General features: G+C 71.6%; 26 protein-coding genes. 13 read left to right on the forward strand and 13 right to left on the reverse strand.

Annotated features, from left to right (window positions below):
• Positions 1–2: 2 nt before the first annotated feature.
• Positions 3–521, reverse strand: a complete 519-nt coding sequence (locus tag GH740_RS02690) for a universal stress protein (RefSeq protein ID WP_153744513.1) — start codon at positions 519–521, stop codon at positions 3–5.
• A gap of 164 nt (positions 522–685) precedes the next feature.
• Here GH740_RS02690 and GH740_RS02695 point away from each other — a divergent pair, with 164 nt between their 5' ends.
• Positions 686–904, forward strand: coding sequence for a DUF3073 domain-containing protein (locus GH740_RS02695; protein ID WP_153744514.1), 219 nt, complete (start codon positions 686–688; stop codon positions 902–904).
• A gap of 6 nt (positions 905–910) precedes the next feature.
• Here the strand turns inward: GH740_RS02695 and purF are convergent, their stop codons facing one another.
• Both purF and purM read right to left on the reverse strand, forming a co-directional pair.
• Positions 911–2,371, reverse strand: a complete 1,461-nt coding sequence (purF, locus tag GH740_RS02700) for an amidophosphoribosyltransferase (RefSeq protein ID WP_153744515.1) — start codon at positions 2,369–2,371, stop codon at positions 911–913.
• A gap of 6 nt (positions 2,372–2,377) precedes the next feature.
• The gene (gene purM / locus GH740_RS02705) at positions 2,378–3,514 is read right to left on the reverse strand and encodes a phosphoribosylformylglycinamidine cyclo-ligase (protein ID WP_367640412.1); all 1,137 of its coding nucleotides are present in this window, start codon (positions 3,512–3,514) and stop codon (positions 2,378–2,380) included.
• Positions 3,515–3,621: 107 nt separating this feature from the next.
• Between purM and GH740_RS02710 the strand changes: the two genes are divergently transcribed.
• Positions 3,622–4,233: a zinc-binding alcohol dehydrogenase gene (locus tag GH740_RS02710; RefSeq protein WP_153744516.1), complete on the forward strand. Its 612-nt coding sequence runs from the start codon at positions 3,622–3,624 to the stop codon at positions 4,231–4,233.
• Positions 4,234–4,248: 15 nt separating this feature from the next.
• Here the strand turns inward: GH740_RS02710 and GH740_RS02715 are convergent, their stop codons facing one another.
• On the reverse strand, positions 4,249–4,635 hold the full coding sequence (locus tag GH740_RS02715; RefSeq protein ID WP_253941161.1) for a potassium transporter Trk: 387 nt from the start codon (positions 4,633–4,635) through the stop codon (positions 4,249–4,251).
• Between the two features lie 38 nt (positions 4,636–4,673).
• Entirely contained in the window at positions 4,674–5,027 is a 354-nt protein-coding gene (locus tag GH740_RS02720; protein ID WP_153744517.1) for a sterol carrier family protein, read from the reverse strand.
• 89 nt (positions 5,028–5,116) lie between these two features.
• Between GH740_RS02720 and GH740_RS02725 the strand changes: the two genes are divergently transcribed.
• The 3 genes from GH740_RS02725 to lhgO all read left to right on the forward strand — a co-directional run bounded on the left by GH740_RS02725 (position 5,117) and on the right by lhgO (position 8,159).
• The gene (locus tag GH740_RS02725; RefSeq protein WP_153744518.1) at positions 5,117–5,452 is read left to right on the forward strand and encodes a TfoX/Sxy family protein; all 336 of its coding nucleotides are present in this window, start codon (positions 5,117–5,119) and stop codon (positions 5,450–5,452) included.
• A 45-nt stretch (positions 5,453–5,497) separates the two neighbouring features.
• Positions 5,498–6,769 carry a phosphoribosylamine--glycine ligase gene (gene purD, locus GH740_RS02730; RefSeq protein ID WP_367640415.1) on the forward strand — a complete coding sequence of 424 codons (1,272 nt, stop codon included), beginning with the start codon at positions 5,498–5,500 and terminating at the stop codon, positions 6,767–6,769.
• 202 nt (positions 6,770–6,971) lie between these two features.
• On the forward strand, positions 6,972–8,159 hold the full coding sequence (gene lhgO, locus GH740_RS02735) for an L-2-hydroxyglutarate oxidase (protein WP_153744519.1): 1,188 nt from the start codon (positions 6,972–6,974) through the stop codon (positions 8,157–8,159).
• A gap of 8 nt (positions 8,160–8,167) precedes the next feature.
• Here lhgO and GH740_RS02740 read toward each other — a convergent pair whose 3' ends face one another.
• Positions 8,168–9,034, reverse strand: a complete 867-nt coding sequence (locus GH740_RS02740; protein ID WP_153744520.1) for an LLM class F420-dependent oxidoreductase — start codon at positions 9,032–9,034, stop codon at positions 8,168–8,170.
• Positions 9,035–9,113: 79 nt separating this feature from the next.
• Between GH740_RS02740 and GH740_RS02745 the strand changes: the two genes are divergently transcribed.
• On the forward strand, positions 9,114–11,633 hold the full coding sequence (locus tag GH740_RS02745) for a CDP-glycerol glycerophosphotransferase family protein (protein WP_367640418.1): 2,520 nt from the start codon (positions 9,114–9,116) through the stop codon (positions 11,631–11,633).
• Between the two features lie 74 nt (positions 11,634–11,707).
• A complete protein-coding gene (locus GH740_RS02750; protein ID WP_153744521.1) occupies positions 11,708–12,559 on the forward strand; it encodes a siderophore-interacting protein in 852 nt (283 codons plus the stop codon).
• A 13-nt stretch (positions 12,560–12,572) separates the two neighbouring features.
• Here the strand turns inward: GH740_RS02750 and GH740_RS02755 are convergent, their stop codons facing one another.
• Both GH740_RS02755 and GH740_RS02760 read right to left on the reverse strand, forming a co-directional pair.
• Entirely contained in the window at positions 12,573–14,111 is a 1,539-nt protein-coding gene (locus tag GH740_RS02755) for a DHA2 family efflux MFS transporter permease subunit (RefSeq protein ID WP_153744522.1), read from the reverse strand.
• Entirely contained in the window at positions 14,108–14,731 is a 624-nt protein-coding gene (locus GH740_RS02760) for a PadR family transcriptional regulator (RefSeq protein WP_153744523.1), read from the reverse strand. Before GH740_RS02760 ends, GH740_RS02755 begins: the two co-directional genes overlap by 4 nt.
• A 78-nt stretch (positions 14,732–14,809) precedes the next feature.
• Here GH740_RS02760 and GH740_RS02765 point away from each other — a divergent pair, with 78 nt between their 5' ends.
• Positions 14,810–15,715, forward strand: coding sequence for a phosphoribosylaminoimidazolesuccinocarboxamide synthase (locus GH740_RS02765; RefSeq protein WP_367640421.1), 906 nt, complete (start codon positions 14,810–14,812; stop codon positions 15,713–15,715).
• Positions 15,716–15,718: 3 nt separating this feature from the next.
• Here GH740_RS02765 and GH740_RS02770 read toward each other — a convergent pair whose 3' ends face one another.
• Positions 15,719–15,958 (reverse strand): DUF2249 domain-containing protein, encoded by a 240-nt coding sequence (locus GH740_RS02770; protein ID WP_153744525.1) that lies wholly within the window; start codon positions 15,956–15,958, stop codon positions 15,719–15,721.
• Between the two features lie 154 nt (positions 15,959–16,112).
• Here GH740_RS02770 and GH740_RS02775 point away from each other — a divergent pair, with 154 nt between their 5' ends.
• Together GH740_RS02775 and GH740_RS02780 are read left to right on the forward strand one after the other, a co-directional pair.
• The gene (locus GH740_RS02775; protein ID WP_153744526.1) at positions 16,113–17,453 is read left to right on the forward strand and encodes a uracil-xanthine permease family protein; all 1,341 of its coding nucleotides are present in this window, start codon (positions 16,113–16,115) and stop codon (positions 17,451–17,453) included.
• 55 nt (positions 17,454–17,508) lie between these two features.
• Positions 17,509–17,961 carry a DUF1801 domain-containing protein gene (locus GH740_RS02780; protein ID WP_153744527.1) on the forward strand — a complete coding sequence of 151 codons (453 nt, stop codon included), beginning with the start codon at positions 17,509–17,511 and terminating at the stop codon, positions 17,959–17,961.
• A 22-nt stretch (positions 17,962–17,983) separates the two neighbouring features.
• On the opposite strand, the gene GH740_RS02785 is transcribed toward GH740_RS02780, so the two are convergent.
• Together GH740_RS02785 and GH740_RS02790 are read right to left on the reverse strand one after the other, a co-directional pair.
• A complete protein-coding gene (locus tag GH740_RS02785) occupies positions 17,984–19,006 on the reverse strand; it encodes a LacI family DNA-binding transcriptional regulator (RefSeq protein WP_367640424.1) in 1,023 nt (340 codons plus the stop codon).
• 10 nt (positions 19,007–19,016) lie between these two features.
• Positions 19,017–20,465, reverse strand: coding sequence for a GH1 family beta-glucosidase (locus tag GH740_RS02790; RefSeq protein ID WP_153744529.1), 1,449 nt, complete (start codon positions 20,463–20,465; stop codon positions 19,017–19,019).
• A 160-nt stretch (positions 20,466–20,625) separates the two neighbouring features.
• Here GH740_RS02790 and GH740_RS02795 point away from each other — a divergent pair, with 160 nt between their 5' ends.
• The 3 genes from GH740_RS02795 to GH740_RS02805 all read left to right on the forward strand — a co-directional run bounded on the left by GH740_RS02795 (position 20,626) and on the right by GH740_RS02805 (position 22,662).
• A complete protein-coding gene (locus GH740_RS02795; protein WP_153744530.1) occupies positions 20,626–20,874 on the forward strand; it encodes a phosphoribosylformylglycinamidine synthase subunit PurS in 249 nt (82 codons plus the stop codon).
• A complete protein-coding gene (gene purQ, locus GH740_RS02800; protein ID WP_153744531.1) occupies positions 20,871–21,569 on the forward strand; it encodes a phosphoribosylformylglycinamidine synthase subunit PurQ in 699 nt (232 codons plus the stop codon). The genes GH740_RS02795 and purQ overlap by 4 nt, the downstream gene beginning before the upstream one ends.
• Positions 21,570–21,738: 169 nt before the next feature.
• Positions 21,739–22,662 carry a 2-hydroxyacid dehydrogenase gene (locus GH740_RS02805; protein ID WP_153744532.1) on the forward strand — a complete coding sequence of 308 codons (924 nt, stop codon included), beginning with the start codon at positions 21,739–21,741 and terminating at the stop codon, positions 22,660–22,662.
• A gap of 14 nt (positions 22,663–22,676) precedes the next feature.
• Here GH740_RS02805 and GH740_RS02810 read toward each other — a convergent pair whose 3' ends face one another.
• Positions 22,677–23,849, reverse strand: a complete 1,173-nt coding sequence (locus tag GH740_RS02810; RefSeq protein ID WP_153744533.1) for a glycoside hydrolase family 3 N-terminal domain-containing protein — start codon at positions 23,847–23,849, stop codon at positions 22,677–22,679.
• A 23-nt stretch (positions 23,850–23,872) separates the two neighbouring features.
• Positions 23,873–24,391, reverse strand: a complete 519-nt coding sequence (locus GH740_RS02815; protein ID WP_367640428.1) for an adenine phosphoribosyltransferase — start codon at positions 24,389–24,391, stop codon at positions 23,873–23,875.
• Positions 24,392–24,454: the final 63 nt, after the last annotated feature.

A 24,454-nucleotide genomic window follows, 5' to 3' on the forward strand; every position in this document is an offset into this window, starting at 1 on the left:
CCTCAGGAGGGGAAGTCCTGGTCGTCCGCCACGAGCTCGCCGATCGGCACGACCAGGACCGGAAGCGTCTGCCGGTGCGCGAGGCGCGCCGCCACGGACCCGGTGAAGAACTCGCGGACCGATTCGCCGAACCCGCGCTTGCGGGTGCCGACGACGATGAGGCGCGCGTTCACCTGCTCGGCGAGTCCCTTCAGCGCAAGCGCCGGGTCCCCGACGAGCTGGCGCAGCGTCCAGGCCACGCCGCAGCCCTCGAGGGCCGCCGTGGTCTCGGCCGTCACCTGGGCGACCTCCTCCTCGCGGCCCAGGGCGGCCAGGTCGATCGCGGTCTGCACCGATCCGTCCGGGTCCTCGTAGGCGACGAACCGGGTGACATCCACGTTCGCGACGATGACGGGGACGCCGAACGCCTTCGCGAACCGGGCGGCCTCCTGGGCGACGCGGGGCGGCTCCCCCGGGACCACGCCGACGATCACGGCGCCGCTCAGACCCGCGGCGGGGACGTCGGATGCCGCATCGGACATATGGCATTCACCTTCCCTGCTGCACCGGCCGTGCGCGTCGGCCGGCAAGGCCGGACACCGACCCGCATGTTATCCTGGATGCTACTCTTACCGGCTTGACACCGGATTTCGTGAACGCGTCGGGCGAGCACCTGCCCGCGACTTGAACCATAAGGGGGTCTCGCATGGGGCGTGGCCGTCAGAAGGCGAAGCACACAAAGATCGCCCGTGAACTCAAGTACGACACGTACAGCGTCAACTACGCGGCGCTGGAGCGCGAACTCGGCCACCAGGACCCGAACGCCGAAGACCAGTACGTCGACAAGTGGGCCGACAAGTACGGTGACGAGGACGAGGCCGGGGACGACGGGACCGTCGACTCGTACCAGCATCTGAAGGCCTAGTCCACCTCAGCTGGTCTGCGTCCCCTCGACCCACGCCAGGTACTCGTCGGTGACGGTGCCCGTGACGTACCGTCCGTCGAAGCAACTCATGTCAAGGTCGTCGATGTCGCTGCCGTCGAGGATCGCGGCCTTGAGGTCCTCGATCTCCTGGAACACCATGTAGTCGGCGCCCAGCTCCTCGGCGATCTCGGGGATCGTGCGTCCGTGGGCGACGAGCTCGTGCCGGGACGGCATGTTGATCCCGTACACGTGCGGATACCGGACCGGGGGCGCGGCGGACGCGAAAGTGACGCACGCGGCGCCGGCATCCCGGGCCATCTGGATGATCTGCTTGCTCGTGGTGCCGCGCACTATCGAGTCGTCGATGAGCAGCACGTTCTTGCCCTTGAACTCGCTGGACATGGCGTTCAGCTTCTGCCGCACGCTCTTCTTGCGCACCGCCTGCCCCGGCATGATGAACGTGCGGCCGATGTACCGGTTCTTGTAGAAGCCCTCGCGGTACTCGATGCCGAGCTTGCGCGCGACCTCCATCGCGGCGGGGCGCGCCGAGTCGGGGATCGGCATGACGACGTCGATCTTGTCCCGCGGCACGTGCCGCGCGATGGTGTCGGCCAGGCGCTCCCCCATCCGCAGCCGCGACTCGTACACGGAGATGCCGTTCATCACGGAGTCCGGACGTGCCAGGTACACGTACTCGAAAGAGCACGGGAACAGCTGCGGGGCGGCCGCGCACTGCCGGGTGTGCAGCTGGCCGTCGAGGTCGACGAACACGGCCTCGCCGGGCTCGACATCCCGCACTATCTCGAAGCCGGCGTTCTCCATCACGAGCGACTCGCTGGACACCAGCCACTCGTAGCCGCCCTCCCGTGCCTCGCGCACGCCGAGGATGAGCGGGCGGATGCCGAACGGGTCGCGGAACGCGAGCAGGCCGTATCCCGCGATCAGCGCTATCGCCGCGTACGAGCCCTCCACGCGCGCGTGCACGCGGGTGACCGCCTGGAACAGCTCGTCCGGGCCGAGCTGGAGCCCGGAGACCTGCGCCTGCAGCTCGTTCGCGAGCACGTTCACCAGCAGCTCGGTGTCGCTGGACGTGTTCAGGTGCCGGCGGTCCTTGTGGAACAGCTCGTCGGTGAGCTCGCGCGTGTTCGTGAGGTTGCCGTTGTGCACGAGGACGATGCCGTACGGCGCGTTCACATAGAACGGCTGGGCCTCCTCCTCGCTGGACGCGGTGCCCTTCGTCGCGTATCGGCAGTGCCCGAGGCCGATGGTGCCCAGCAGCGTGCGCATGTCGCGGGTGCGGAACGCCTCGCGCACCATCCCCTGCGCCTTGTGCAGGTGGAACACGCCGCTCGGCTCGGCGGTGGCGATACCGGTCGAGTCCTGCCCCCGGTGCTGCAGCAGGAGCAGCGAGTCGTAGATGTCCTGGTTGACCGGGCCGCGCCCGACCATTCCGACGATGCCGCACATGTGGTGTTACTTCGCTCCGTGTTCGGACGAGGGGGTGTCCCGGTGGGTGCCGACCAGGCGCACGGCGCCGCCGTTGACGCCCTTCGCGCCCTGCTCCCAGTCACCGGCGGGGCGGGGGCCGTCGGCGACGACACCGACCTGCCACGTCTCGATGCCGGCGGCGGTGAGGACGGACGCCGCGTCGTGCGCCACGGCGGCATCCACGACTGCGAGGAACCCGACCCCGAGGTTCCAGGTGCCTTCGGTGTCCGCGAGCGGGATGCCGCCGAGATCGGCGAGGACCCGGAACACCGGCGCGGGCGACCACGTGGAGCGGTCCAGTTCGACCCAGCTGCCGGGGGGCAGCACGCGTGCGAGGTTCGCGGCGATGCCGCCGCCGGTGACGTGGCTGAGGGCGTGGATGCCGCCGTTCAGCCGGTCGACGACATCCAGCAGCGCCGTCGCGTACAGGCGGGTGGGCTCCAGGAGCGCCTCGCCCCACGTGGTGCCGAACTCCGCGCTGTGATCGGCGTAGCCGATGCCGGCGCCGGTGACGATGTGGCGCACAAGCGAATATCCGTTCGCGTGCAGGCCGCTGGATTGCAGCGCCAGCACCGCGTCGCCGGGTCGCACGCGGTCCGCCCCGAGGACGCGGTCGGCCTCGACGACGCCCGTGGCCGCGCCCGCCACGTCGTAGTCGTGCGGTCCGAGAAGGCCGGGGTGCTCGGCGGTCTCGCCGCCGACGAGCGCGGTGCCGGTCTGCTCGCAGCCGCGGGCGATCCCGGCGACGATGTCGGCGATGCGCTGCGGGACGACCTTGCCGCAGGCGATGTAGTCGGTCATGAACAAGGGCCTGGCACCCACCACGACGATGTCGTCGACGACCATGCCGACGAGGTCCTGCCCGATCGTGTCGTGCTTGTCCATCGCCTGCGCGATGGCGACTTTCGTGCCGACGCCGTCGGTCGAGGAGGCCAGCAGCGGCCGGGTGTAGCCGCGCAGTGCCGTGGCGTCGAAAAGGCCCGCGAATCCGCCGACACCGCCGAGGACCTCCGGGCCCTGGGTGCGGCGGACGGCCGACTTCATCAACTCGACCGCGAGATCGCCCGCGGCGGTGTCGACTCCGGCTTGTGCATAAGGGTTCGCAGGGGAACGTGCGGCCACCCGACAAGCCTACCGGGGCGCTCCCTCGGCGAATACCGGGTTTCAGCGCCCGCGCGGTCGGCGCATGGGAGAAGCCTGCGCGAGCAGGCCCGCCTACAATGGGCGGCATGGGCGGAGCCGGGAGTCCGGAATGGACGATCCGCGAGGACGCGAGTCGTCCCGTCCTGCTCGCCCTGTGCCTGCGTCAGCTGGCCGGGATCCGCTCCCCCGGGGAGCTGCCGCACCTGCGCGGCATCCCGCCCCGCGTCACTGCGCGCGCCGATGCGGCGCAGGACATCCTCGAGCGGCAGTGGACCGCGTACTGGGAGATGACGGTCGAGCCGCAGGCGCACCCGTCGGTCGTGCCGCTGGACCTCGTGGACGGATTCGAGACGTTCGTCGCCCTGCCGATCGAGGGGTTCGACGAGCTGCGCCACGCGATAGCGCCGCACGCCGCCGAGGCCCTCGCGCTGTCGCAGACGATGCACGCGCGGTACACGAGGGATGCCGTGGCGAAGCCCGGCACGTCGTACCGGGCGTATGCGAGCGCCATCGCCGAGCATGAGCGCCAGGTGGGACGCCGCGCGCACTCGTTCGAGCTGAACGTGCAGGTGCTGCCGCTCACGCAGCGCGGAGTGTGGTGGATCGGCGCGCTCACCGTCGCCGTCACCGACGGGCTGCGGCAGGATGTCGCGGCGTTCGACGCCGCGATCCATCCGATCATCGCCGAACTGGCGTGAGGCGCGGGCCCCGGTTCACTCGACGGTCGTGACGCTCTCGCGGTCGACGCGGACGCGGCGCGTGCGCCGACCCACCGTCCACTCCAGGACGAGGGCGACGATCCCGCCCAGCGCGACGCCGGCCGTGCCGCACACCAGCAGGAGGAAGCCGAACACCTGGCCCTTCGAGTAGCTGACCGCGCTCACCGCGCTCGGCTCGAGGCCGGAATCGTCGGCCACGCCGAACGCGAACGTGAGGATCAGCGCGACCAGGATCCCAAGGGCCGCGCCCAGCACGAGGAACACGAGCATCTTCGGCGCCCGGCGCACTGTCGCGGTCTCGACGCGCTCCTCGATCAGCTCCGCGGAGGGATCGGCGGGGTTCGGCACGGACGGGCGGTGGTCGTTCGGCTGGTCGGCCATGTCTTTATTGTCGCACCGGACAGGGCGGTGCGAGGCCGTCACGGGCGCAGCGGCAGCAGGTCCGAGATGTCGGCGCGGACCCCGGAGGCGAGGATGCGGCCGGACGCCTCGGCATCCTGCCACTGCTGCTGTCCGAGGGCCAGCGAGATCCACGTCATCGGGTCGGTCTCCACCACGTTCGGCGGGGTACCGCGCGTGTGCCGCAGCCCCTCGATGACCTGCACGGCCCCGAATGGCGGCACGCGCACCTCGACGGTATGGCCCGGTGCCTTCTCGGCGAGCAGCTGCAGCAGGTACCGGACGGCCGTGGCCAGATCCGTGCGCGCGGGGTCCCCACCGCTGACGCCGGCGAGCGCCGCTCTGCCGTCCTCCGTAGAGATCTTGCGGGCCATGCGCCCACGCTACCGTGCAGGCGCCCGGCGGGGCTGGTGTTCCGCGCGCGCAGGGATCATCCTCGGAAGTGCACGGAGGGAGACCGATCATGTCGCAGGTGCAGGAGCAGCTGGCAGCCCGGGTGCGGGCGATCCTCGGCGCAGATGTGCCGGTGCGCGAGGTGGCGATGTTCGGCGGCCGGGCGATCATGGTCGACGGAAAGGTCGTCGTCGGTGCGGAGAAGGATGGCGCGCTGTTGGTGCGGGTCGACGACGCGCGACATGACGAGCTGACCGCGCGGCCCGGCGCGGAGCAGGCGCGGATGGGCGGCGGCCGCGCGATGGGGCCGGGGTGGCTGCACGTGGCCGCGGACGCGATCGATGCGGACGACGAGCTCGCGTTCTGGGTCGGCGTCGCGATGGATCACAACCGCGCCGCGCGGTGAGGCGTCGGCCCGGCGGTGCGAGCGGCCCCCGGTTAGGCTGGCCGTGTGAGAATCCTGGTCCTCGGCTCGGGTGCCCGCGAGCACGCCATCATCCTCGCTCTGCGCCGCGAGCCGACCACGCACGAGATCTTCGCCGCGCCCGGCAACGCCGGCATCGCCGAGGATGCCACGGTGGTGCCGCTCGACCCCGCCGACCCGGCCGCTGTCACCGCGTACGCCAACGACGCGAACATCGATCTGGTCGTGATCGGCCCGGAGGCGCCCCTCGTGGCCGGCGTCGCCGACGAACTGCGTGAGCGCGGCATCCCGGTCTTCGGGCCGGGCCGGGCGGCGGCCCAGCTGGAGGGCTCCAAGGCGTTCGCGAAGCGGGTCATGGAGGCGGCGGGCGTGCCGACCGGACGGGCGCTGCGCGCGCACACCCCGGCCGAGCTTGCCGCCGCGCTCGACGAGCTCGGCGCGCCGTACGTCGTGAAGGCCGACGGGCTCGCAGGGGGCAAGGGAGTGATAGTGACGAGCGAGCGCGACGAGGCGATAGCGCACGCGGAGCAGTACCTGGGCGGGGCCCCCGTGCTCGTCGAGGAGTACCTGGACGGGCCCGAGGTCTCGCTGTTCTTCCTGTCCGACGGCGACCACGTGCTGCCGCTGAGCCCTGCGCAGGACTACAAGCGGCTGCGCGACGGCGACGAGGGCCCGAACACGGGCGGGATGGGCGCGTACTCCCCGCTGCCGTGGCTGCTGGAGCGGTTCGGCGGTGAGGCCGAGTTCGCCGATCTCGTCACCCGCACCATCGCCGAGCCGGTGATCCGGCAGCTGGATGCCGAGGGCACGCCGTTCATCGGGCTGCTGTACGCGGGACTCGTGCTGACCGCGCAGGGCGTGAAGGTCATCGAGTTCAACGCGCGGTTCGGCGACCCCGAGACGCAGGTGGTGCTTCCGCGGCTCGTGGACCCCCTGAGCGAGCTGCTGCTGGCGGCGGCGTCGGGACACCTGGAGGACCTGCCGCGGCCGGAGTTCGCCGAGGCGACCGCCGTCGCCGTCGTGCTCGCCAGCCGCGGGTATCCGGGAGCCCCGGTGACCGGACGCGTGCTGACCGGGCTGGATGCCGCCGCCGCCGTGGACGGTGTCCACCTCGCGCATGCGGCCACGGCGCACGCCGACGAGGGGCTCGTGAGCACCGGCGGACGCGTGCTGAACGTGGTCGCGCTGGGCACGACATTCGCCGAGTCGACGCGGCGCGCGTACCAGGCGATAGCGGCGATCGGGCTGGAGGGCGGCCAGTACCGCACCGACATCGCCGCCCGCGTCGTCGAGCACTGAGCGCGCTTCATCCGACGAGTGGACGGGATTCCACGGTTTCGCGCCGCGCAGCGCGGAACAGCGCCCACTCCTTCGAAGCGCCCGCGGCGGAGTGGACGGGATTCCCTGCGAACTCGCTCATGCATGCTGAATCCTGCCCACTCTGCGTCCTCGCGCGTGCCACAGTAGGGGGTGCCAGCTGTGGGGGCGGAGGGGAAACGCGATGGGGCAGCGGATCGGCATCGTCGGCGGGGGCATCGTCGGGGTGGCGCTGGCGCGCGCGCTGGCGGCCCGCGGCGACGACGTCACGCTCCTCGAGAAGGAGGCGCGGCTCGCGCAGCACCAGACCGGGCACAACTCCGGCGTCGTGCACGCCGGCCTCTACTACGCGCCGGACTCGCTGAAGGCCACGCTGTGCGCAGCCGGGCGCGTGCGCATCCGCGAGTTCTGCGCCGAGAAGGGGCTGCCGTTCCGCGAGGTCGGCAAGCTCGTGGTCGCCGTCGACGACTCCGAGATCCCCGCCCTGAACGAGATCGAACGCCGCTCGCGCATCAACGGCGTGCCGGACCTCGCGCGCATCGACGACCCCGCACGGCTGCATGAGATCGAGCCGCACGCCGCAGGCGTCGCCGCCGTGCACTCGCCGCACACCGCCGTGACCGACTACTCCACGATCACCGAGGCGATGGCGCAGGACGTCCGCGCCGCCGGCGGGCGGATCCTGCTCGGCCACGACGTGACCGGGATGTCGCACGAGAACGGGCGGGTGCGCGTGCACACCCCCGCCTGGGACGACGTGTTCGACCGGGTGATCGTCTGCGCCGGCCTGCACTCGGATGTCGTGGCCGGCCTGGTCGGCGGCGAGGCATCCCCCAGGATCCTCCCGTTCCGCGGCGAGTACTGGGAACTGGCGCCGCAGCGCACGCACCTCGTGCGCGGCATGATCTACCCGGTCCCCGACCCACGGTTCCCGTTCCTCGGCGTGCACTTCACGCGCGGCGTCTACGACACCGTCCATGTCGGCCCGAACGCCGTGCCGGCGCTGGCGCGCGAGGGCTACAGCTGGCGGCGGTGGTCGGCGAAGGACACGTGGGAGTCGCTGCGCTGGCCCGGCGCCTGGCCGCTCGCGAAGCAGCACTGGCGGATGGGCGTCGACGAGATCAGCGCGTCGCTGATCAAGCGCCGCTGGTACCGCAAGGCGCGCCGCTTCATCCCCGAACTGCGGATGTCGGATCTGACCCGGAAGACGGCCGCCGGTGTGCGCGCGCAGGCGTGGGGCCGCGACGGGTCGCTGCTCGACGACTTCGCCGTCGACCGCGTCGGCCCCGTCATCCTGCTGCGCAACGCCCCGTCACCGGCGGCGACCAGCTCGATGGCGATCGCCGACCACGTGATAGCGCACCACCTCTGACACGGGCCTCACAGCTCGGTCAGCCGCGGCACGACGTCGGCGGCGAGCGTCTCGACCGATTCCACCTGCCGGCCGGATCGCACGCCGAACACGACCAGGTCGACGCCGAGCGCGGCGAACCGCTCCATCATCGGCCAGAACTGCGCGGAGGCCGGGTCCAGCCGGCTGCCCATGACCTGCTTCTCGATGGCGTCGTAGTCGGTGCCGGCGGCGTCGCAGTGGCGGCGCAGCACGTCCAGCAGATGCGCGGCGTCGTCGGGATCGGCCGTCATCAGGTTGACGATCTGCCCGTACTCCGCGGCGATGCGCAGCGTCTTGCGCTCGCCTCGCCCGCCGATCATCAGCGGCGGATGCGGGGCGCTGACCGGCGCGGGACTGTTCAGCGTCTCGGCGAGCGCGTAATGCTTTCCGTCGAACCGGCCGACATCCTCGCCCCACATCTGCAACGCGATTCGGATCGCCTCCTCAAGCCGCTCGAACCGCTCCGAGATCGCCGGATACGGCACCCCCAGCCCGTGGTGCTCGCGCTCGTACCAGGCCGCGCCGATACCGAGCGCGGCACGGCCGCCGCTGAGCACGTCGAGGGTTGTCACGGTCTTCGCGAGCAGACCGGGATGCCGGTAGGTGACGCCGACCACGAGCGGCGCCAATCGCATCCGCCGAGTCTTCGCGGCCGCGAAACCCAGCGTCGTGAACGCCTCGAGCATCGGCTCGGCGGCATCCCCGGCCCGATCCATCTGAAACCAGTGATCCATCACCGTGAACTGATCGAAACCGCCCTCCTCGGCGAGGTGCGCGGTGTCCGCGAGCACGGCGGGGATGGCGGCCGGCTGACCCGGCATCGTGTAGTTCCAGAAGTGGATTCCTGCGCGCATGCCGTCACGCTACGCCCAACGGTAACGACCCGGTAACACCCCAAGGCGGCTCACAGCACCCCCGGTCTACGCTCGTTGCGTGAGACTGCCCCTGCCGAGCCGTGTGAACCGTTACGTGTCGCGCGCGAAGCGGGCCGTACAGGCCGAGCGGATAGCGTTCACCCGCTCGCGGCCGATCCAGCACGACGTCGTCCTGTACGAGTCGTTCGCCGGCAACGGGATGCTGTGCAATCCCGAGGCGATCTTCCGGCACCTGCTGGACCGGCCCGATTTCGACCACCTGTGGCACGTCTGGTCCCTCGACGACGACGCGGCGATAGCCCGGTTCGAGGAGGAGTTCCGCGCGCACCCGCGCGTGAAATGGGTGCGCCGCGGCAGCTTCGCGTACTGGCGGGCCCTGTCGGTGGCGGGGTACCTCGTCAACAACGCCACGTTCCCGCCCGCATTCGGCAAGCGCACCGGCCAGGTGTACCTGAACACGTGGCACGGGACGCCGCTCAAGCTCATGGGCTTCGACATGCCCGGCGGCGCCATCGAGTCGGCGAACACCCTGCGCAACCTCCTGGCCGCGGACTACGTGCTGGCGGCGAACCCGTTCATGGCCGAGACGATGTACGAGGACGCGTACCGCCTGCGCAACGTCTACCGCGGCCTGATCATCGAGGAGGGCTACCCGCGCGTCGACCGGCAGCGGCTCACCCCCGCCGCGGAGGCCGACGTTCGTGCGGCGCTGAAGCGCGCCGGCGTCGCCGTCGGCAGCCGCCGCATCGTGCTGTACGCCCCGACGTGGCGGGGTGCGTCGTTCAGCGACCCCGACGACGGCCTCGACGCGCTCGCCGCGCAGGTGCGCGCGATCCAGTCACGGCTGGACGACGACACCGTCGTGCTCCTGAAGACGCACCAGGTCGTGCACGCGCTGGCCTCCGCGCGGGCGTCGCTGCGCGGCATCCTCGTGCCCAACACGATCCCGACGAACGTCATGCTCGGCGCGTCCGCGGCGCTCGTGACCGACTACTCCTCGATCTTCTTCGACTACCTGGCCACCGGCCGGCCCATCGTGTTTTTCACGCCGGATGCCGACGACTACGCCGCCGAACGTGGCACATACCTTCCGCTGGACGAACTGCCGGGTCCGGTCACCGCCGACGCGTCGCAGGCCGGCAACCACGTGGCCGCGCTGCTCGGCGGCGGCGCGCCGCACGAGCGGTACGCCGAGTGGGCGCAGCGCTTCACCCCGTACGAGGATGGCGCGGTCACGCGCCGGGTGGTGGATGTCGTGTTCCGCGGCGTCACCGCCGACCGGCGGGTGCGTCCGGCGCGCTCGGACGGCCGCACCCGGCTGCTGTTCTTCCTCGGCGGGATGCGCTCGAACGGGATCACGACCTCGGTGCTGAACCTGCTGAACGCGATCGACCACTCCACGTACGACGTCACGGCGCTGATGCCGCTGTTCCGCGCGGAGAACCCGCTCGCGAACCAGCAGCTCATCCACCCGGCGGTGCGGCAGGTGTTCCGCATCGGCGGCATGAACGGGTCGAAGGCGCTGCAGGTGCGCCGGCACGTCCGCGACCGCCGCGGAGCGCAGCCCACCGCGCGCGACGAGCGCTGGCATGCGCAGCTGTGGGACGGCGAGTGGGCGCGGGTGTTCGGCTCGGCGGCGTTCGACTGGGTCGCCGACTTCAGCGGGTACAGCCCCATCTGGACGAACCTGCTGCTGCACTCGCCGTACGCGCCCCGCGCCATCTGGCTGCACAACGAGATGGCGTCCGACCGGGAGCGCACCGTCGGGGGCAAGCAGCCGCTGCGCCGCAACCTCAGTCTCGTGTTCTCGCTGTACAGCGGGTTCGACAACCTGGTCTCGGTGTCGCCGAGCCTCACCGAGCTCAACCGCGACGCGCTCGCCGACTACGCCGCACCCGAGCGCTTCACGACAGTGCGCAACCTGCCCGACGTGCAGCGCGTGCTGTCCGGCATGCGCGAACCGCTCGAGGACCTGCTCGAGGAGGACGAGGACACCCCGGAGTGGATGACGCAGCTGAGCGACTCCGGCCGCGACACCGTGTGGTTCGTGTCCGTGGGCCGGCTGTCCACGGAGAAGAACCACGCGCGGCTGATCCGCGCGTTCGCCCACGTGCACGCCGCCCACCCGCGCACGCGCCTCGCCATCGTCGGCGGCGGGCCGCTGGAGGACGACCTGCGCCGGCAGGTGCGGGATGCCGGGCTGCAGGATGCCGCGTTCCTCACTGGTCCGCGCCGCAACCCGTTCGCGATCCTGGCGGCATCCGACTGCTTCGTGCTGTCCAGCACGTACGAGGGGCAGCCGATGGTTCTGCTGGAGGCGGCGCTGTGCGGCCTGCCGATAGTGTCGACGGCGTTCGGGTCGGTGCGCGACGCGCTGCCCGGCGACACCATTCACGTCGTCGACCAGTCGGATGAGGCGCTGCGGGACGGGATGCTCGCGTACCTGGACGGCGACGTCCCGGCCAGCACACTGGATGCCGGCGCCTACACCGCCGAGGTGACCGCGGAACTCGACGCGCTGATCGAGGCGGGCACGCTCGCCGCGTACACCAGTCCGGTGCGCACGGTCCGCCGGTAGCGGACGCCGCTCCCGCCCTCCGGGAACCGTGATTGGCTGGAGACGCCCCCGTTCCCCTTCCCGAGGAGGATTCCATGACGGATGCCGCCACCACCGCGTCCGACGCGACCACCGTGTTCCACCGCGAACGTCACCGCCACCGGTTCACGGCACGCGAGGCGACGGTCGTCGCGGTGAGCCGCCCCGTCCCCGAGTACATCCGAGTGACGCTCACCGGCCCCGACTTCGCCGACTTCGACAGCACCGGCCCCGGTGACCACACCCGCACGTTCTTCCCCGATCCCGCCACCGGCGAGCTCGTCGCGCCGGTCGCGACCGGCCCCGGTGAGGATGGCGTCGTCCGCCCCGACCGTGCCACGTTCGGGCGGGACTTCACCCCGCTGAATGTGCGCGACGAGGCGGGACGGCGGCTGATCGACCTCGACATCCTCCGGCACGAGAACGCGGGCCCTGCCGCGCAGTGGGCGGCACGGGCGACGATCGGCGACCGGCTGGTCCTGGTGGGACCGCGCGGCTCGAAGGCGGCGACGCAGAACGCGTCCCGGGTCGTGCTCGTCGTGGACGGGACGTCGCTTCCGGCGGCCGCGCGCTGGCTCGCCGAGGTGCCTGCGTCCACCGCGGTCGAGGTCATCGTCACGGCGTTCGATGCGGATGCCGCGCGCGCATACCTGGCCCCGGCAGCGGACCGCGGGTTCACGCTGCACGCCGCGGGCGGGGACCTCGTCGCAGCGTTGATGACGGTCGGAGTGGATGCCTCGACGTACGTGTTCGCGGCGGGTGAGGCATCCGCCCTCGTCCCGCTGCGACGGCACCTGCGGCACACGCTGATGCTGCCGCGCGAGCAGTACAGCGTGGCCGGATACTGGCGCGGCGGCGTCGAGGCGTGGGACCACCACGCGCCGATCGACCCGATCGACCCCGACTGAGCCGTCGCCCGGGTCAGCCCGCCGAGGGCTCGGCGTTCGCGTGCTGCCACTGCGCGGCCGAGGTCGCGCGCGGATCCTTCATGAACAGCACGACGATCACCCCGACGGCCATCACTATCGCCGGCAGCAGCAGCGACTGCGCCATGGCATCCGAGAACGGGCCTGCGACGACCGCGGGGAGTGCCCCGGACCCCATCTGGCCGGCGTGTGCGGCGGCTCCCGGCAGATTCGCCTCCAGGCGGGCCTGCATGAACGCGGCGATCGCGGACGACCCCAGCACCGACCCCATCGTGCGGGTCGTGTTGTAGATGCCCGACCCGGCACCCGCCTGCCGCGGCTGCAGGCTGCGGGTCGCCGTGGTCGCCAGCGGACCCCACAGGCCGGCGCTGCCGATGCCCATGACGGCCGAGGGCAGCAGGAACATCCAGATCGGGGTGTCCATGTTGCTGAGGGCCGAGTACCAGAAAAGGGCGCCCGCGAACAGCACCAGGCCCGGCACAAGCAGCAGCCGGGAGTCGGTGCGGTCCAGCAGCCGGCCCGCGAACGGCGACAGCACCCCCGCCAGCACCGCCATCGGGATCAGCAGCAGCGCGGCCTGCGTCGGTGTCAGCCCGCGGCCCAGCTGGATGAAGAACATCATCGGCAGCGTCATGCTCGTCACGGTGAACCCGACGATCGCGATGCCGAGGTTGGACACGGAGAAGTTGCGATCGCGGAACAGGGCGAGCGGCACGAGCGCCTCGGTGCGGGTCCGCGCCTGCTGCCAGATGAACACGCCCAACAGCAGCACGCCCACGACGATCAGCTGCCACACCGTGATCGGGCCCCAGATCTCACCCCAGTCGTACTTCTCGCCCTCCTGCAGGCCGAACACGATGAAGAACAGGGCCGCCGCCGACAGGAACACGCCCGGGATGTCGAAGCGGTGCCGGTGCGTGGGCAGCTTCGGGACGAGGATCCACGCCATCACGAAGCCGATCACCCCGACCGGCAGGTTGATGAAGAAGATCCACTCCCAGCCGAACCCGTCCACGAGCAGGCCGCCGGCCAGCGGCCCGACGAGCATCGCGACCCCCGACGTGGCTCCCCACAGCCCCATGGCCGCGCCGCGCTGGTTCGGTGGGAACGTCCGCGTGATCACGGCCATCGTCTGCGGGGTCAGCATCGAGGCGCCCACCCCCTGCACCGCCCGGAACGCAATGAGCATCGGCAGCGACGTGGACAGGCCGCAGCCCAGCGACGAGAGAGTGAACACGGCGAGCCCGACGAGGTACACGTTCTTCGGCCCGAACCGGTCGCCCAGCCGGCCCGTGATCAGCAGCGGCACCGCGTACCCGAGCAGGTAGGCGCTGGTGACCCACACGACATTGTCGAGGTTGTTCGTGTCCGGATCCAGCGCCGCCTTGATGGCGGGGTTGGCCACCGACACGATCGTGGTGTCCACCAGGATCATGAAGAACCCGATCACCAGTGCCCACAGCGCAGGCCACGGGCTGCGCGGCTGCTGGGCGGTGGATGCCGCGCCGTGCGCGGCCGGAGTCGTCTCGGTCATTGCTGCACTGCCTCTCGCGCGGCCACGACGGCCACGGGGTTCACGGGCGCGAGGTCATCGCCGCCCCAGGGAAAGTCGTCACCGGCGATTCTGGCCAGCAGCGCGTCGGTCCAGTCGAGGTCCGCGCGCAGGATCACCGTGTACCGGTCGAGCTCGACAAGGTACTGCTCGAGGACGCCGCGGCCGCGGGCATCCTGCAGTCCGGCACTCATCGCCGCATACTCCGCCGCGAGGCCGTCACGACGGGAGGTGAGCAGGACCACCGCCTCCGCACGGGACAGATTGTGCGCCTCGCCCAGCGCGACGCGGAAGTTCTGCAGGCCGTCGGTGCGTCCGAGGTGGCCCCGCACCCACTCCTCCAGGGCCGCCGGGCCGTCGTCGGTGAGGGTGTACGTCGTGCGCTCGGGCCGGTTGCCGTCGCGGTCGACACCCACTTCGGCGATCAGCCCGTCGCGCTGAAGGCGTGCGACGGTGTGGTAGAAAGTGCCGTTCGTGAGCCTGACCATACGGTCCTCGCGGCGATGCCGCAGCAGCCGCATCATCTCGTACGGATGCATGTCACCCTCGCGCAGCAGCGCGAGCACCATCACCCCGAGCGGTGTGAGTGCGACGTCCGCCATGAGTGCTCCGAATCGACTAGTCCGAATGGACTATACACTCCCGGGGCGCCCGCGGCGGGCCGGTGCCAGGATAGGCACGTGACCACTCCCCCCTCCCTCCCCGGCTGGACCCACACGTACTCCGGAAAGGTGCGCGATCTGTACGTGCCCGCGGGCCTTCCCGCCGACACGGCGCCGGACCGGATGCTGGTGGTCGCCAGCGACCGCGTCAGCTCGTTCGACCACCTGCTCACCCCGCCGATCCCCGGCAAGGGCGAGCTGCTCACGACGCTGAGCCTGTGGTGGTTCAACCGACTCGCGGGCGGCGACGGCGGTGCGCCGATCCCGCACCACGTGATCGCCGACGCGGACGTGCCGGAGGCGGTGCGCGGACGCGCGATGGTCGTGCACGCGCTGGACATGCTGCCGATCGAGTGCGTCGTCCGCGGCTATCTCACCGGGTCGGGCTGGGGCGAGTACCAGGCGAGCCAGACAGTCTGCGGCATCCATCTTCCCGACGGCCTGCACAACGGCGACCGGCTGCCGGCGCCGATCTTCACCCCCGCGCACAAGGCGCCCCTCGGCGAGCACGACGAGAACGTCACGTTCGACCGGGTGGTGGAGCTCGTCGGCGCCGCCCGCGCGGAGCGGGTGCGGCAGCTCTCGCTGCAGATCTACGAGCGCGCCGCGGACACGGCGCTGGAGCACGGGCTCATCCTCGCCGACACGAAGTTCGAGTTCGGCGTGGACGCGGCCGGCACCGTGACGCTGGCCGACGAGGTGCTCACCGCCGATTCGTCACGGTACTGGGACGCCCAGGCGTGGCGGACCGGGGCGACACCCGCCGAGCGCATGGCGAGCTTCGACAAGCAGATAGTGCGGGACTGGCTGACCGCGCACTGGGTGCCGATGCAGGGCGAGCCACCGGTGCTGCCGGACGAGGTCGTGCAGCGCACGGCAACCCGCTACCGCGAGCTGATCACGCGCCTGACCGCGACGCGCTGACCGTCACTCGGCGGCGGTGCGCCCGATCTCCACGCGCCACACCGTGGGGCCCTCCTCGAGGTACTCCCAGGAGAAGCGGCCCGCGTGCTCCGCGGCGAACTGGTAGTACAGCGGCTTCGGGTCGTGGTCGTTGACGAGGACGTATGACCCGCCCGGTTCCAGGGCGGCGTACCGCTCGAAGATCACGTGGTGACGCTGTGCGGGTACCAGCTCGCGGACATCGAGGATTTCCTGCTCACTCATGGGGGCTCCCTTCCTGGAACACCTTCGACGTTAGACCCGCGGCGGACCCCCTGGCTCCGGGATGTCGAGATCGCGGCATCCCACGTTCCCAGCCGCCTCCCAGGTAAAGTCGTTCCGGTGGCACCCCGGCCGCCGACGACCCTGGAGCACACGCATGCCACTGTGGACCCTGCACGGAAACGGCCGCACCGTCGAACCGGGGAAGGTGGTCCATCCCGGGGAGCGCCTGAACTGGCCCGCCACCGTCGCCATCGGCGCGCAGCATGTGGTCGCCATGTTCGGCGCCACGTTCCTGGTGCCGATCCTCACCGGCTTCCCGGTCTCCACGACGCTGCTGTTCTCGGGCCTGGGCACCATCCTGTTCCTGCTGATCACGCGCAACAAGCTGCCCAGCTACCTCGGCTCGTCGTTCGCGTTCATCGCGCCGGTCACCGCCGCCACGGCATCCCAGGGGATGGGCACCGCGCTGGCGGGCATCGTCGCCGTCGGCATCCTGCTGGCGATCGTCGGCGTCGTGGTCCAGTTCGCCGGCGTGAAGTGGGTCGACCGGTTCATGCCGCCGGTGGTGGCAGGCGCCATCGTGGCGCTGATCGGCTTCAACCTGGCGCCGGCCGCGTGGGGCAACGTCCAGAAGCAGCCGCTGACGGCCGCCATCACGCTGGCCGCCGTCATCCTGTTCAGCGTGCTGTTCCGCGGGTTCCTCGGGCGGATCTCGATCTTCCTCGGCGTGGTCGTCGGGTACGTCGTCGCGGGCATCCAGGGCCAGATCGACTGGAAGGCGGTCGGCGACGCGGCGTGGGTCGGGCTGCCCGAGTTCCGTTTCGCCGACATCACCGCCCCGGGCACGTGGGGCGCCATCGCGATGTTCCTGCCGGTCGTGCTGGTGCTGATCGCGGAGAACGTCGGGCATGTCCGCGCGGTGGCCACGATGACCGACAAGTCCGTGAACAAGCAGACCGGCCGGGCGCTCATCGCCGACGGCGTCTCGACCACGATCGCGGGTGTGTTCGGCGGGTCGGGCACCACGACGTACGGCGAGAACATCGGCGTCATGGCCGCGACGCGCGTCTACTCGACGGCGGCGTACTGGGTGGCCGGGTTCGTCGCCATCCTGCTGGCGCTGTCGCCGAAGGTCGGCACGCTGTTCAACACGATCCCCGCCGGCGTGCTGGGCGGTGCCACCACGGCGCTGTACGGCCTGATCGGCATCATCGGCATCAAGATCTGGGTCGACAACCGCGTGGACTTCTCCCGCCCGGTCAACCAGTACACCGGTGCGGTGGCCCTCGTGATAGCCATAGCGAACTTCACGATGGGCTGGGGCGAGTTCCAGCTGACCGGCATCGTGCTCGGCGCCGCCGCGGCCCTCGTGATCTACCACGGCGGCAACGCGATAGCCCGCGCCCGGCAGACCGGCGCCGATGACGGCGGCCCGATCCCGGCGGTCGGCCCGCTCGGCGGCGACCCCGAGAACAGCCGGAGCGCGGCTCTCTGACGGACGAGCAGGATTCGAGAAGCGCCGCGGCGGCGGCATCCGTATCGTTGGCGGCATGAGCGCCGAACGAAACACTAAATCCGGATTCACCGCCCAGGAGCGCGCGGCGATGCGCCAGCGCGCCGCCGAGCTGAAGGCGCAGGAGCGCCGGGGCAAGAGCGCCGCCGAACGGGAGGAGATGGAACGGCGGGACCTCCTCGACGCGATCGCGGCGATGGAGGACGCGGACCGCGCCATCGCCGCGAAGCTCGACGAGATAGTGACATCCGTGGCTCCGCAGCTGGCGTCGAAGACCTGGTACGGCTTCCCCGCCTACACCCGCGGAGGCAAGGTCGTGCTGTTCTTCAAGCCGGCGGCGAAGTTCAAGGACCGGTACGCGACGCTCGGGTTCGAGACGAACGCGCAGCTGGACGACGGCCAGATGTGGCCGACGGCGTACGCGATCCAGTCCCTCACGACGAAAGACGAGGAGCGCATCGCCGAGCTCGTTCGGCGCGCCGCCGGTTGAGAATCCCGTCGAGATCGGCGCGTCACGCCGAGGCGCGGACCACCAGCTGGGTGGGAAGCACTGTCGCGCGCGGCGGGGTGCGGCCGCCGAGGACGTCGAGCAGGACGCCGGCCATTGTCTGGCCCTGCTCGAAGGACGGCTGGCGCATCGTCGTCAGCGGCGGGGTGACGGATGTCGCGACCGGCGAGTCGTCGAACCCGATGACGGCCACGTCGTCGGGTACGCGCAGCCCGCGACCGGTCAGGACCTCGAGCGCCCCGCGCGCCATCAGGTCGCTGCCGGCGAAGACCGCATCCGGGGTCGGGCCGGCGGCGAGGATGCTGCGCATGGCCGCCGCGCCCCCCTCCGACGTGAAGCCGCCCTCGGCGATCGGTCCCTCGTCGAGGCCGGCGGCCGCCAGCGCCGCGCGGTAGCCCTGCAGCCGGTCCACGCCGGCGGGCATCGTCGACGGACCCGTGATGGTCGCAATGCGACGGTGCCCGCGCGCGATCAGGTAGGCCGTGGCATCCCGCCCCCCGCCGACGTTGTCGACGTCCACGTAGTGCTCGCCCTCCCGGTGGCGGAGGGGCCGGCCGCCGTACACGACGGGCATCGTCGCGGCGATCCGGTCGACGAACGTGTCGCTGGTGTGGTGCGACACGATGATCGCGCCGTCGACGTTGCCGCCGCGCATGTAGTTGGTCATCTTGCGGCCGGGGTCGTCGCTGGCGATGAAAAGGTTCAGCACGTAGTCGCTGCGCAGGAGGCGCTCGTTGATGCCCGACACTATTGCCGCGAAGAACGGGTCGCCGAAGAAGCGCTCGGTGTCCTCCGGCACGACCAGGCCGATCGCCAGGGTCTGCCGGCTGGCGAGCGACCGTGCCGCCCGGTTGGGCACGTAATCCAGCTCGGCGACCGCCCGCTGCACGGCCGCCAGGGCGGCGGCGCTGACCGCGGTGGAGCCGTTCACGACACGGGACACGGTGGAGCGGGAGACGCCGGCGACGGCCGCGACCTCCTCGATGGTGACGGCGCCGCGCGCGGTCTGCCTGCTCGCTTCCCCCACACCCGGGATGCTACCGGCCGTCCGCCGCGGCGGAGAGGTGCCGATCCGCGATGATCCGCGCGTACGCGAGCGCGCTGTCCTTCGGGGTGCGCTGCTGCGTCGGGTAGTCGACATGGACGATGCCGAAGCGCTGGCCGTACCCCCACGCCCACTCGAAGTTGTCCAGCAGCGACCACGCGAAGTAGCCGCGCACGTCGGCGCCGGCATCCACCGCGTCCAGCACCGCGGCCAGGTGCGCGCGCAGGTAGTCCGCGCGTTGCGCGTCGTGCACGGCGCCGTCGACGAGGACGTCGTCGAACGCGGCCCCGTTCTCCGTGACGGCGAGCACGGTGCCGGCGGGACGGGCGTACTCGTCGGCGACGCGCACGAGCACGCGGGTCAGGCCCTCGGGCTGGATCTCCCACTGCATCGCGGTGCGCGGCAGGCCCCGGTCGTGCCAGTGGATCCGCTCGTGGGAGGGGAACGGGAATGCCGTGGGCCGGGCCGTCGGCGCCTCGACGGCGGCGGGCACGACGGCCGGGGCGGTGCCTCCGACGTTGTCGCCGCGGTAGTAATTCACGCCGAGCGTGTCGATCGGGGTGGCGATGACGTCCAGGTCGCCGGGCTGCACGGCCCGCTCGAACCGGGCGACGGCGGCGGCATCGACGGCGCGGATGTCCTCGACGATGTCGGCGGGGTACGCGCCGCGGAACACCGGGTCCAGGAACCAGCGGTTGAACTGTCCGTCGATGCGGCGCGCGGCATCCCGATCGGCGGGCTGGGCGGGGTCGGCCGGGTCGGCCACGGTGAGGTTCAGCGTGATGCCGAGGTCAAGGGACGCGTCGCGTTCGCGCAGCGCGCGGACGGCCTGCCCGTGCCCGAGCAGCAGGTGGTGGGCGGCCAGCATCCCCTCGGCCACATTCCGGTGCCCCGGGGCGTGCACGCCGGCGGTGTAGCCGAGGAACGATGAGCACCACGGCTCGTTGAGCGTGGTCCACACGTCGACGCTGTCGCCGAGCGCGTCGTGCACGTCGAGGGCGTAGTCGGTGAAGAGGTCGGCCGTGTCGCGGACGGTCCATCCGCCGCGCTCCTGCAGCGCCTGCGGCAGGTCCCAGTGGTACAGCGTGAGCCACGGAAGGATGCCGGCGCCCCGCAGTTCGTCGACGAGGCGCCGGTAGAAGTCGAGGCCGGCGGGGTTGACGCTCCCGCCGTCCGGGCGCACGCGCGCCCACGACACCGAGAACCGGTACGCCTGCAGGCCGAGGCGCTTCATGAGCGCGACGTCGTCGCGGTACCGGTGGTAGTGGTCGCAGGCGTGCTCGGCGGTGTCGCCGCCGAGGATTGCCCCGGGCTCCCGCGAGAAAGCATCCCAGATGCAGTCCCGGCGTCCGTCCTCGTGCGCGGCGCCCTCGATCTGGAACGCGGCCGTGGCGGCGCCGAGCAGGAACCCCTCCGGGAAGGGGCGGTCGTTCGCGCTCATACGGAGCCTCCTTCCTGCGCACGGCGGCGGCATCCGGTGCCGGGGCGACGATGCCGTGGCCCCATTGTCGACCCACGGGCCCGGCGGCGCGAGGCTTCGGGGCCCGCGACCGGGCACCGTAGACTGGATGCGCACCCCGTCACCCCATCCGGAGCTTCGAATGCCCACCATCGTCGTCGACGTCATGCCCAAGGCCGAGCTGCTCGACCCGCAGGGGAAGGCCGTCGCCGGCGCCCTCGCACGACGGGGGGACAGCACGTTCAGCGCGGTGCGCATCGGCAAGCGGTTCGAGCTCACCGTGGACGGCGAGATCGACGACGCCACGCTCACGCAGGCCCGCACCATCGCCGAGGAGATCCTCTCCAACGCCGTCATCGAGGACGTCGTCGGCATCGAGGTCGTGGAATGACGATCCGGATCGGGGTCATCACGTTCCCCGGTTCGCTGGACGACCGCGACGCGCAACGCGCCATCCGCATCGCCGGGGCGGAGCCGGTCGCCCTGTGGCACGGCGCGCACGACCTCGAGGGTGTGGACGGCCTGGTCCTGCCGGGCGGGTTCAGCTACGGCGACTACTTGCGCTCGGGCGCCATCGCCGCACTCTCGCCGATCATGTCGGAGGTGAGGGACGCCGCGGAGGCCGGGATGCCGGTGCTCGGCATCTGCAACGGATTCCAGATGCTCGTCGAGGCGCACCTGCTGCCCGGCGGCCTCATCCGCAACGCGAACCAGCAGTTCATCCGCCGCGACCAGCGGCTGCGCGTGGAGAACGCGGCAACGTCCTGGACGAGCGCCTTCACGGCGGGCCAGGAGATCGTCATCCCGCTGAAGAACGGTGAGGGCGGGTACATCGCCGACGCGGAGACGCTGTCGCGCATCGAGGGCGAGGGGCTCGTCGCGTTCCGCTATGTCGGCGTGAACCCGAACGGGTCGCTGAACGACATCGCGGGACTGACGAACGCGCGCGGAAACGTCGTGGGCCTGATGCCGCACCCCGAGCACGCGACCGAGCCGGGCTTCGGGCCGGACACCGCCGCCGCAATGCGCTCCGGCACCGACGGGCTGGCCTTCTTCGCCTCCGCCATCGCCGCCGTCGCCGCCTGACCCAGCATCCCGCCCCGCCTCCCGCCCCTCCTCCCGCCCCTCACAGACCGCGAGAGTGCATCTGACGGACGAGACAGCGGTAGATTGCCGCATCCTCGTCCGTCAGATGCTCTTTCACCGGTGGGAGGCGGACGGGATGCTGCGGGGCGGCGGCGGTAGCGTGGAGGGCATGACCCGCCTCGTCGTCTCCGTCCCCACCCCGCAGCTCGCCGATGACCTGACCGACGTGCCGGACGGCGTCGAGGTGCTCGTGTGGGGGATGGATGCCGCGGCCCCGCGCACCGAGATCGACATCGTCGTGCCCCCGTACATGGGCGGGTCCGCCGCCCGCGTGTTCGCGCACCTCGACGGCGTGCGCACGCGCCTCGTGCAGGGCCAGTCGATCGGGTACGAGCACGTCCTGCCGGTACTGCCCCCCGGCCACGTGTTCGCGAACGCTGCGAGCGTGCACGAAGCGTCCACGGCCGAGCTCGCCGTGGCGCTCACGCTCGCCGCGCAGCGGCGCATCCCGGACCTCGCCCGCGCCCAGGACGCGCATCACTGGGAGACCGTGTTCGCCCCCAGCCTCGCCGACCGCCGTGTGCTGCTGCTCGGGTACGGCGGTGTGGGCGTCGCGGTCGCCGCACGGCTCGCGCCGTTCGAAGTCGACCTCACCGTGCTCGCGCACCGGGCCCGCGACGAGGACGGCCGCCGCATCCACGGCTCCGACGAGCTGCACGCACTGCTGCCGGGCGCCGACATCGTCATCGCGACGCTCCCCGGCGGCGACCAGACCCGGCACCTGCTCGACGACGCGGCGCTGGCGCTGCTGCCCGACGGCGCCCTCATCGTCAACGTCGGCCGCGGTTCGCTCATCGACACGGACGCGCTCGTCGAGCATGCCCGCCGCGGGCGCATCCGTGCGGCGCTGGACGTCGTGGACCCCGAGCCGCTGCCGGCGGACCACCCGCTGTGGTCGCTGCCGGGCGTGCTCATCACGCCCCACGTCGGCGGCGCCTCGTCGGCCATGCGCCCGCGGATAGCGAAGCTCGTGCGGACCCAGGCGGAGCGGATGCTGCGCGGCGAGCCGCCGCTGAACGTCGTCGCCGGCTGAGCGCGGCGCACACTTCAGCCGCCGACGCCGGCGGCTTTCGCGATGACGACGCGGCGCGCCGCGGCATCCACTTTCCCGGCGAACACGGGATCGGCGACGGCCTTGGCGAGCACAGCCTCGTACATCTGGGGCAGCAGCTCGGGACCGGAGGACAGCAGCAGGATGTCGCAGCCGGCGTCGATCGCCATCGTCGCGCGCTGCGCAGGCGTCCAGCGGCCCACGGCGGCGGCGGCGGACAGGTCGTCCGTGATCACGACGCCGTCGAAGCCGACCTTTTCGCGCAGCAGGTCACCCACAATGCGTGGCGAGAACACCGCCGGTGCGGAGGGATCGATCCGCTCGTACACCGCGGTGGAGACCATCACCAGCGCGGGGCCGCCGGCCAGCAGCGACCGGTACACGTCGACGTCCGGCGCGTCGGCGGTGATAGCGGTGTCCACGGCGGGCTCGAAGTCGGTGTTGGAATCGGTGCGGCCGAGGCCCGGGAAGTGCTTGAACGCGGGCAGGACGCCCGCCTGTCGCATCCCGTCCGCGAACGCCCCGGCCGCGCGCGCGACGGTGCGCTCGTCGTATCCGTACTGGCGGTTGAGCAGGCCGATCGGCGCGTTCCGGCGCGCGAGGGCGGGGCTCGTCACGATGTCGGCGACCGGCGCGAGGTTCACGTCGACCCCGGTCTGGGCCAGCTGGCCGCCCCAGCCGACGGCGTCCGTCTGCAGCGTCGCGGAGGTCAGCGCGCCCTGGCGCAGGGCGGAGGGGATGCCGGTGTAGCCGGGACCGGAGAGCACCTGCACGTCGCCGCCCTCCTGATCGGTGGCCACCCACAGCGGGATGCCGCCGGTCGTCGTCGGCGAGACGAGCCGGGTGAACTGGCCGACCAGGGATGCCGTCCGGGTCAGGCTGGTGCGGGTGCCGCTGTGCAGGAACACGCCGCCGACGTGCCGGTCGGCGACGGCGGCGAGCGTGCCAGCGGCGGCGGAGCCGGTGCCGGTGCCCACCATGAACAGCTGGCCGACCCGCTGCGGCAGGGTCAGCCGGGCGATCGGGTCGACCGGCGTAGGCGTCGGCGTGGGGGTGGGGGTCGTCGTGGACACCGGCGGGGACGTTCCGGGGGTGGCGGTCGGGAGCGGGGCACACGCCGTCAGCGCGACGAGGGCCGTGACCAGCACGGCGGCGGTGCGCAGACGCATGCTCTCAGTGTGCGGGATGCCGCCTACACGCGGAACACCGCATGCACGTCGCCCACGATGGCGCGGCCGCCGAGGGCCTCCAGCTCCATCAGCACGGACGTGCCGACGACGGTCCCGCCGAGCTCGGCGACCAGGGCGTGCGCGGCGCGCAGCGTCCCGCCGGTGGCCAGCACGTCGTCCACGAGCAGCAGGCGGGTGCCCGGCTCGATGTCGTCGTGCGCCTCGATCGTCGCGGTCCCGTATTCGAGGCTGTAGTCGACGGATGCCGCCGGCCGCGGCAGCTTGCCGGCCTTGCGAATCGGCACGAGCCCCACACCGGCCGCGATGGCGACGGCGCCGGCGAGCAGGAACCCGCGCGCCTCGATGCCCGCGACGACGTCGAACGTGCCGGCGAACGGCGCGATCATCGCATCCACGGTGCAGCGCAAGGCGGCGGCATCCACCAGCAGCGGGGTGATGTCGCGGAACAGCACGCCCGGTTCGGGATGGTCCGGGATGCTGCGGATGAGCCGCTGGGCGCGCTCGAGCTGTTCATCCTGCACGCATCCACCCTACGGGGCACGGGACCCGCCACCGTGCACGGCGCCGGCGCCCACCGGCTGTAA

It is taken from the genome of Microbacterium sp. SYP-A9085 (genome assembly GCF_009649635.1).
GTDB lineage: Bacteria > Actinomycetota > Actinomycetes > Actinomycetales > Microbacteriaceae > Microbacterium.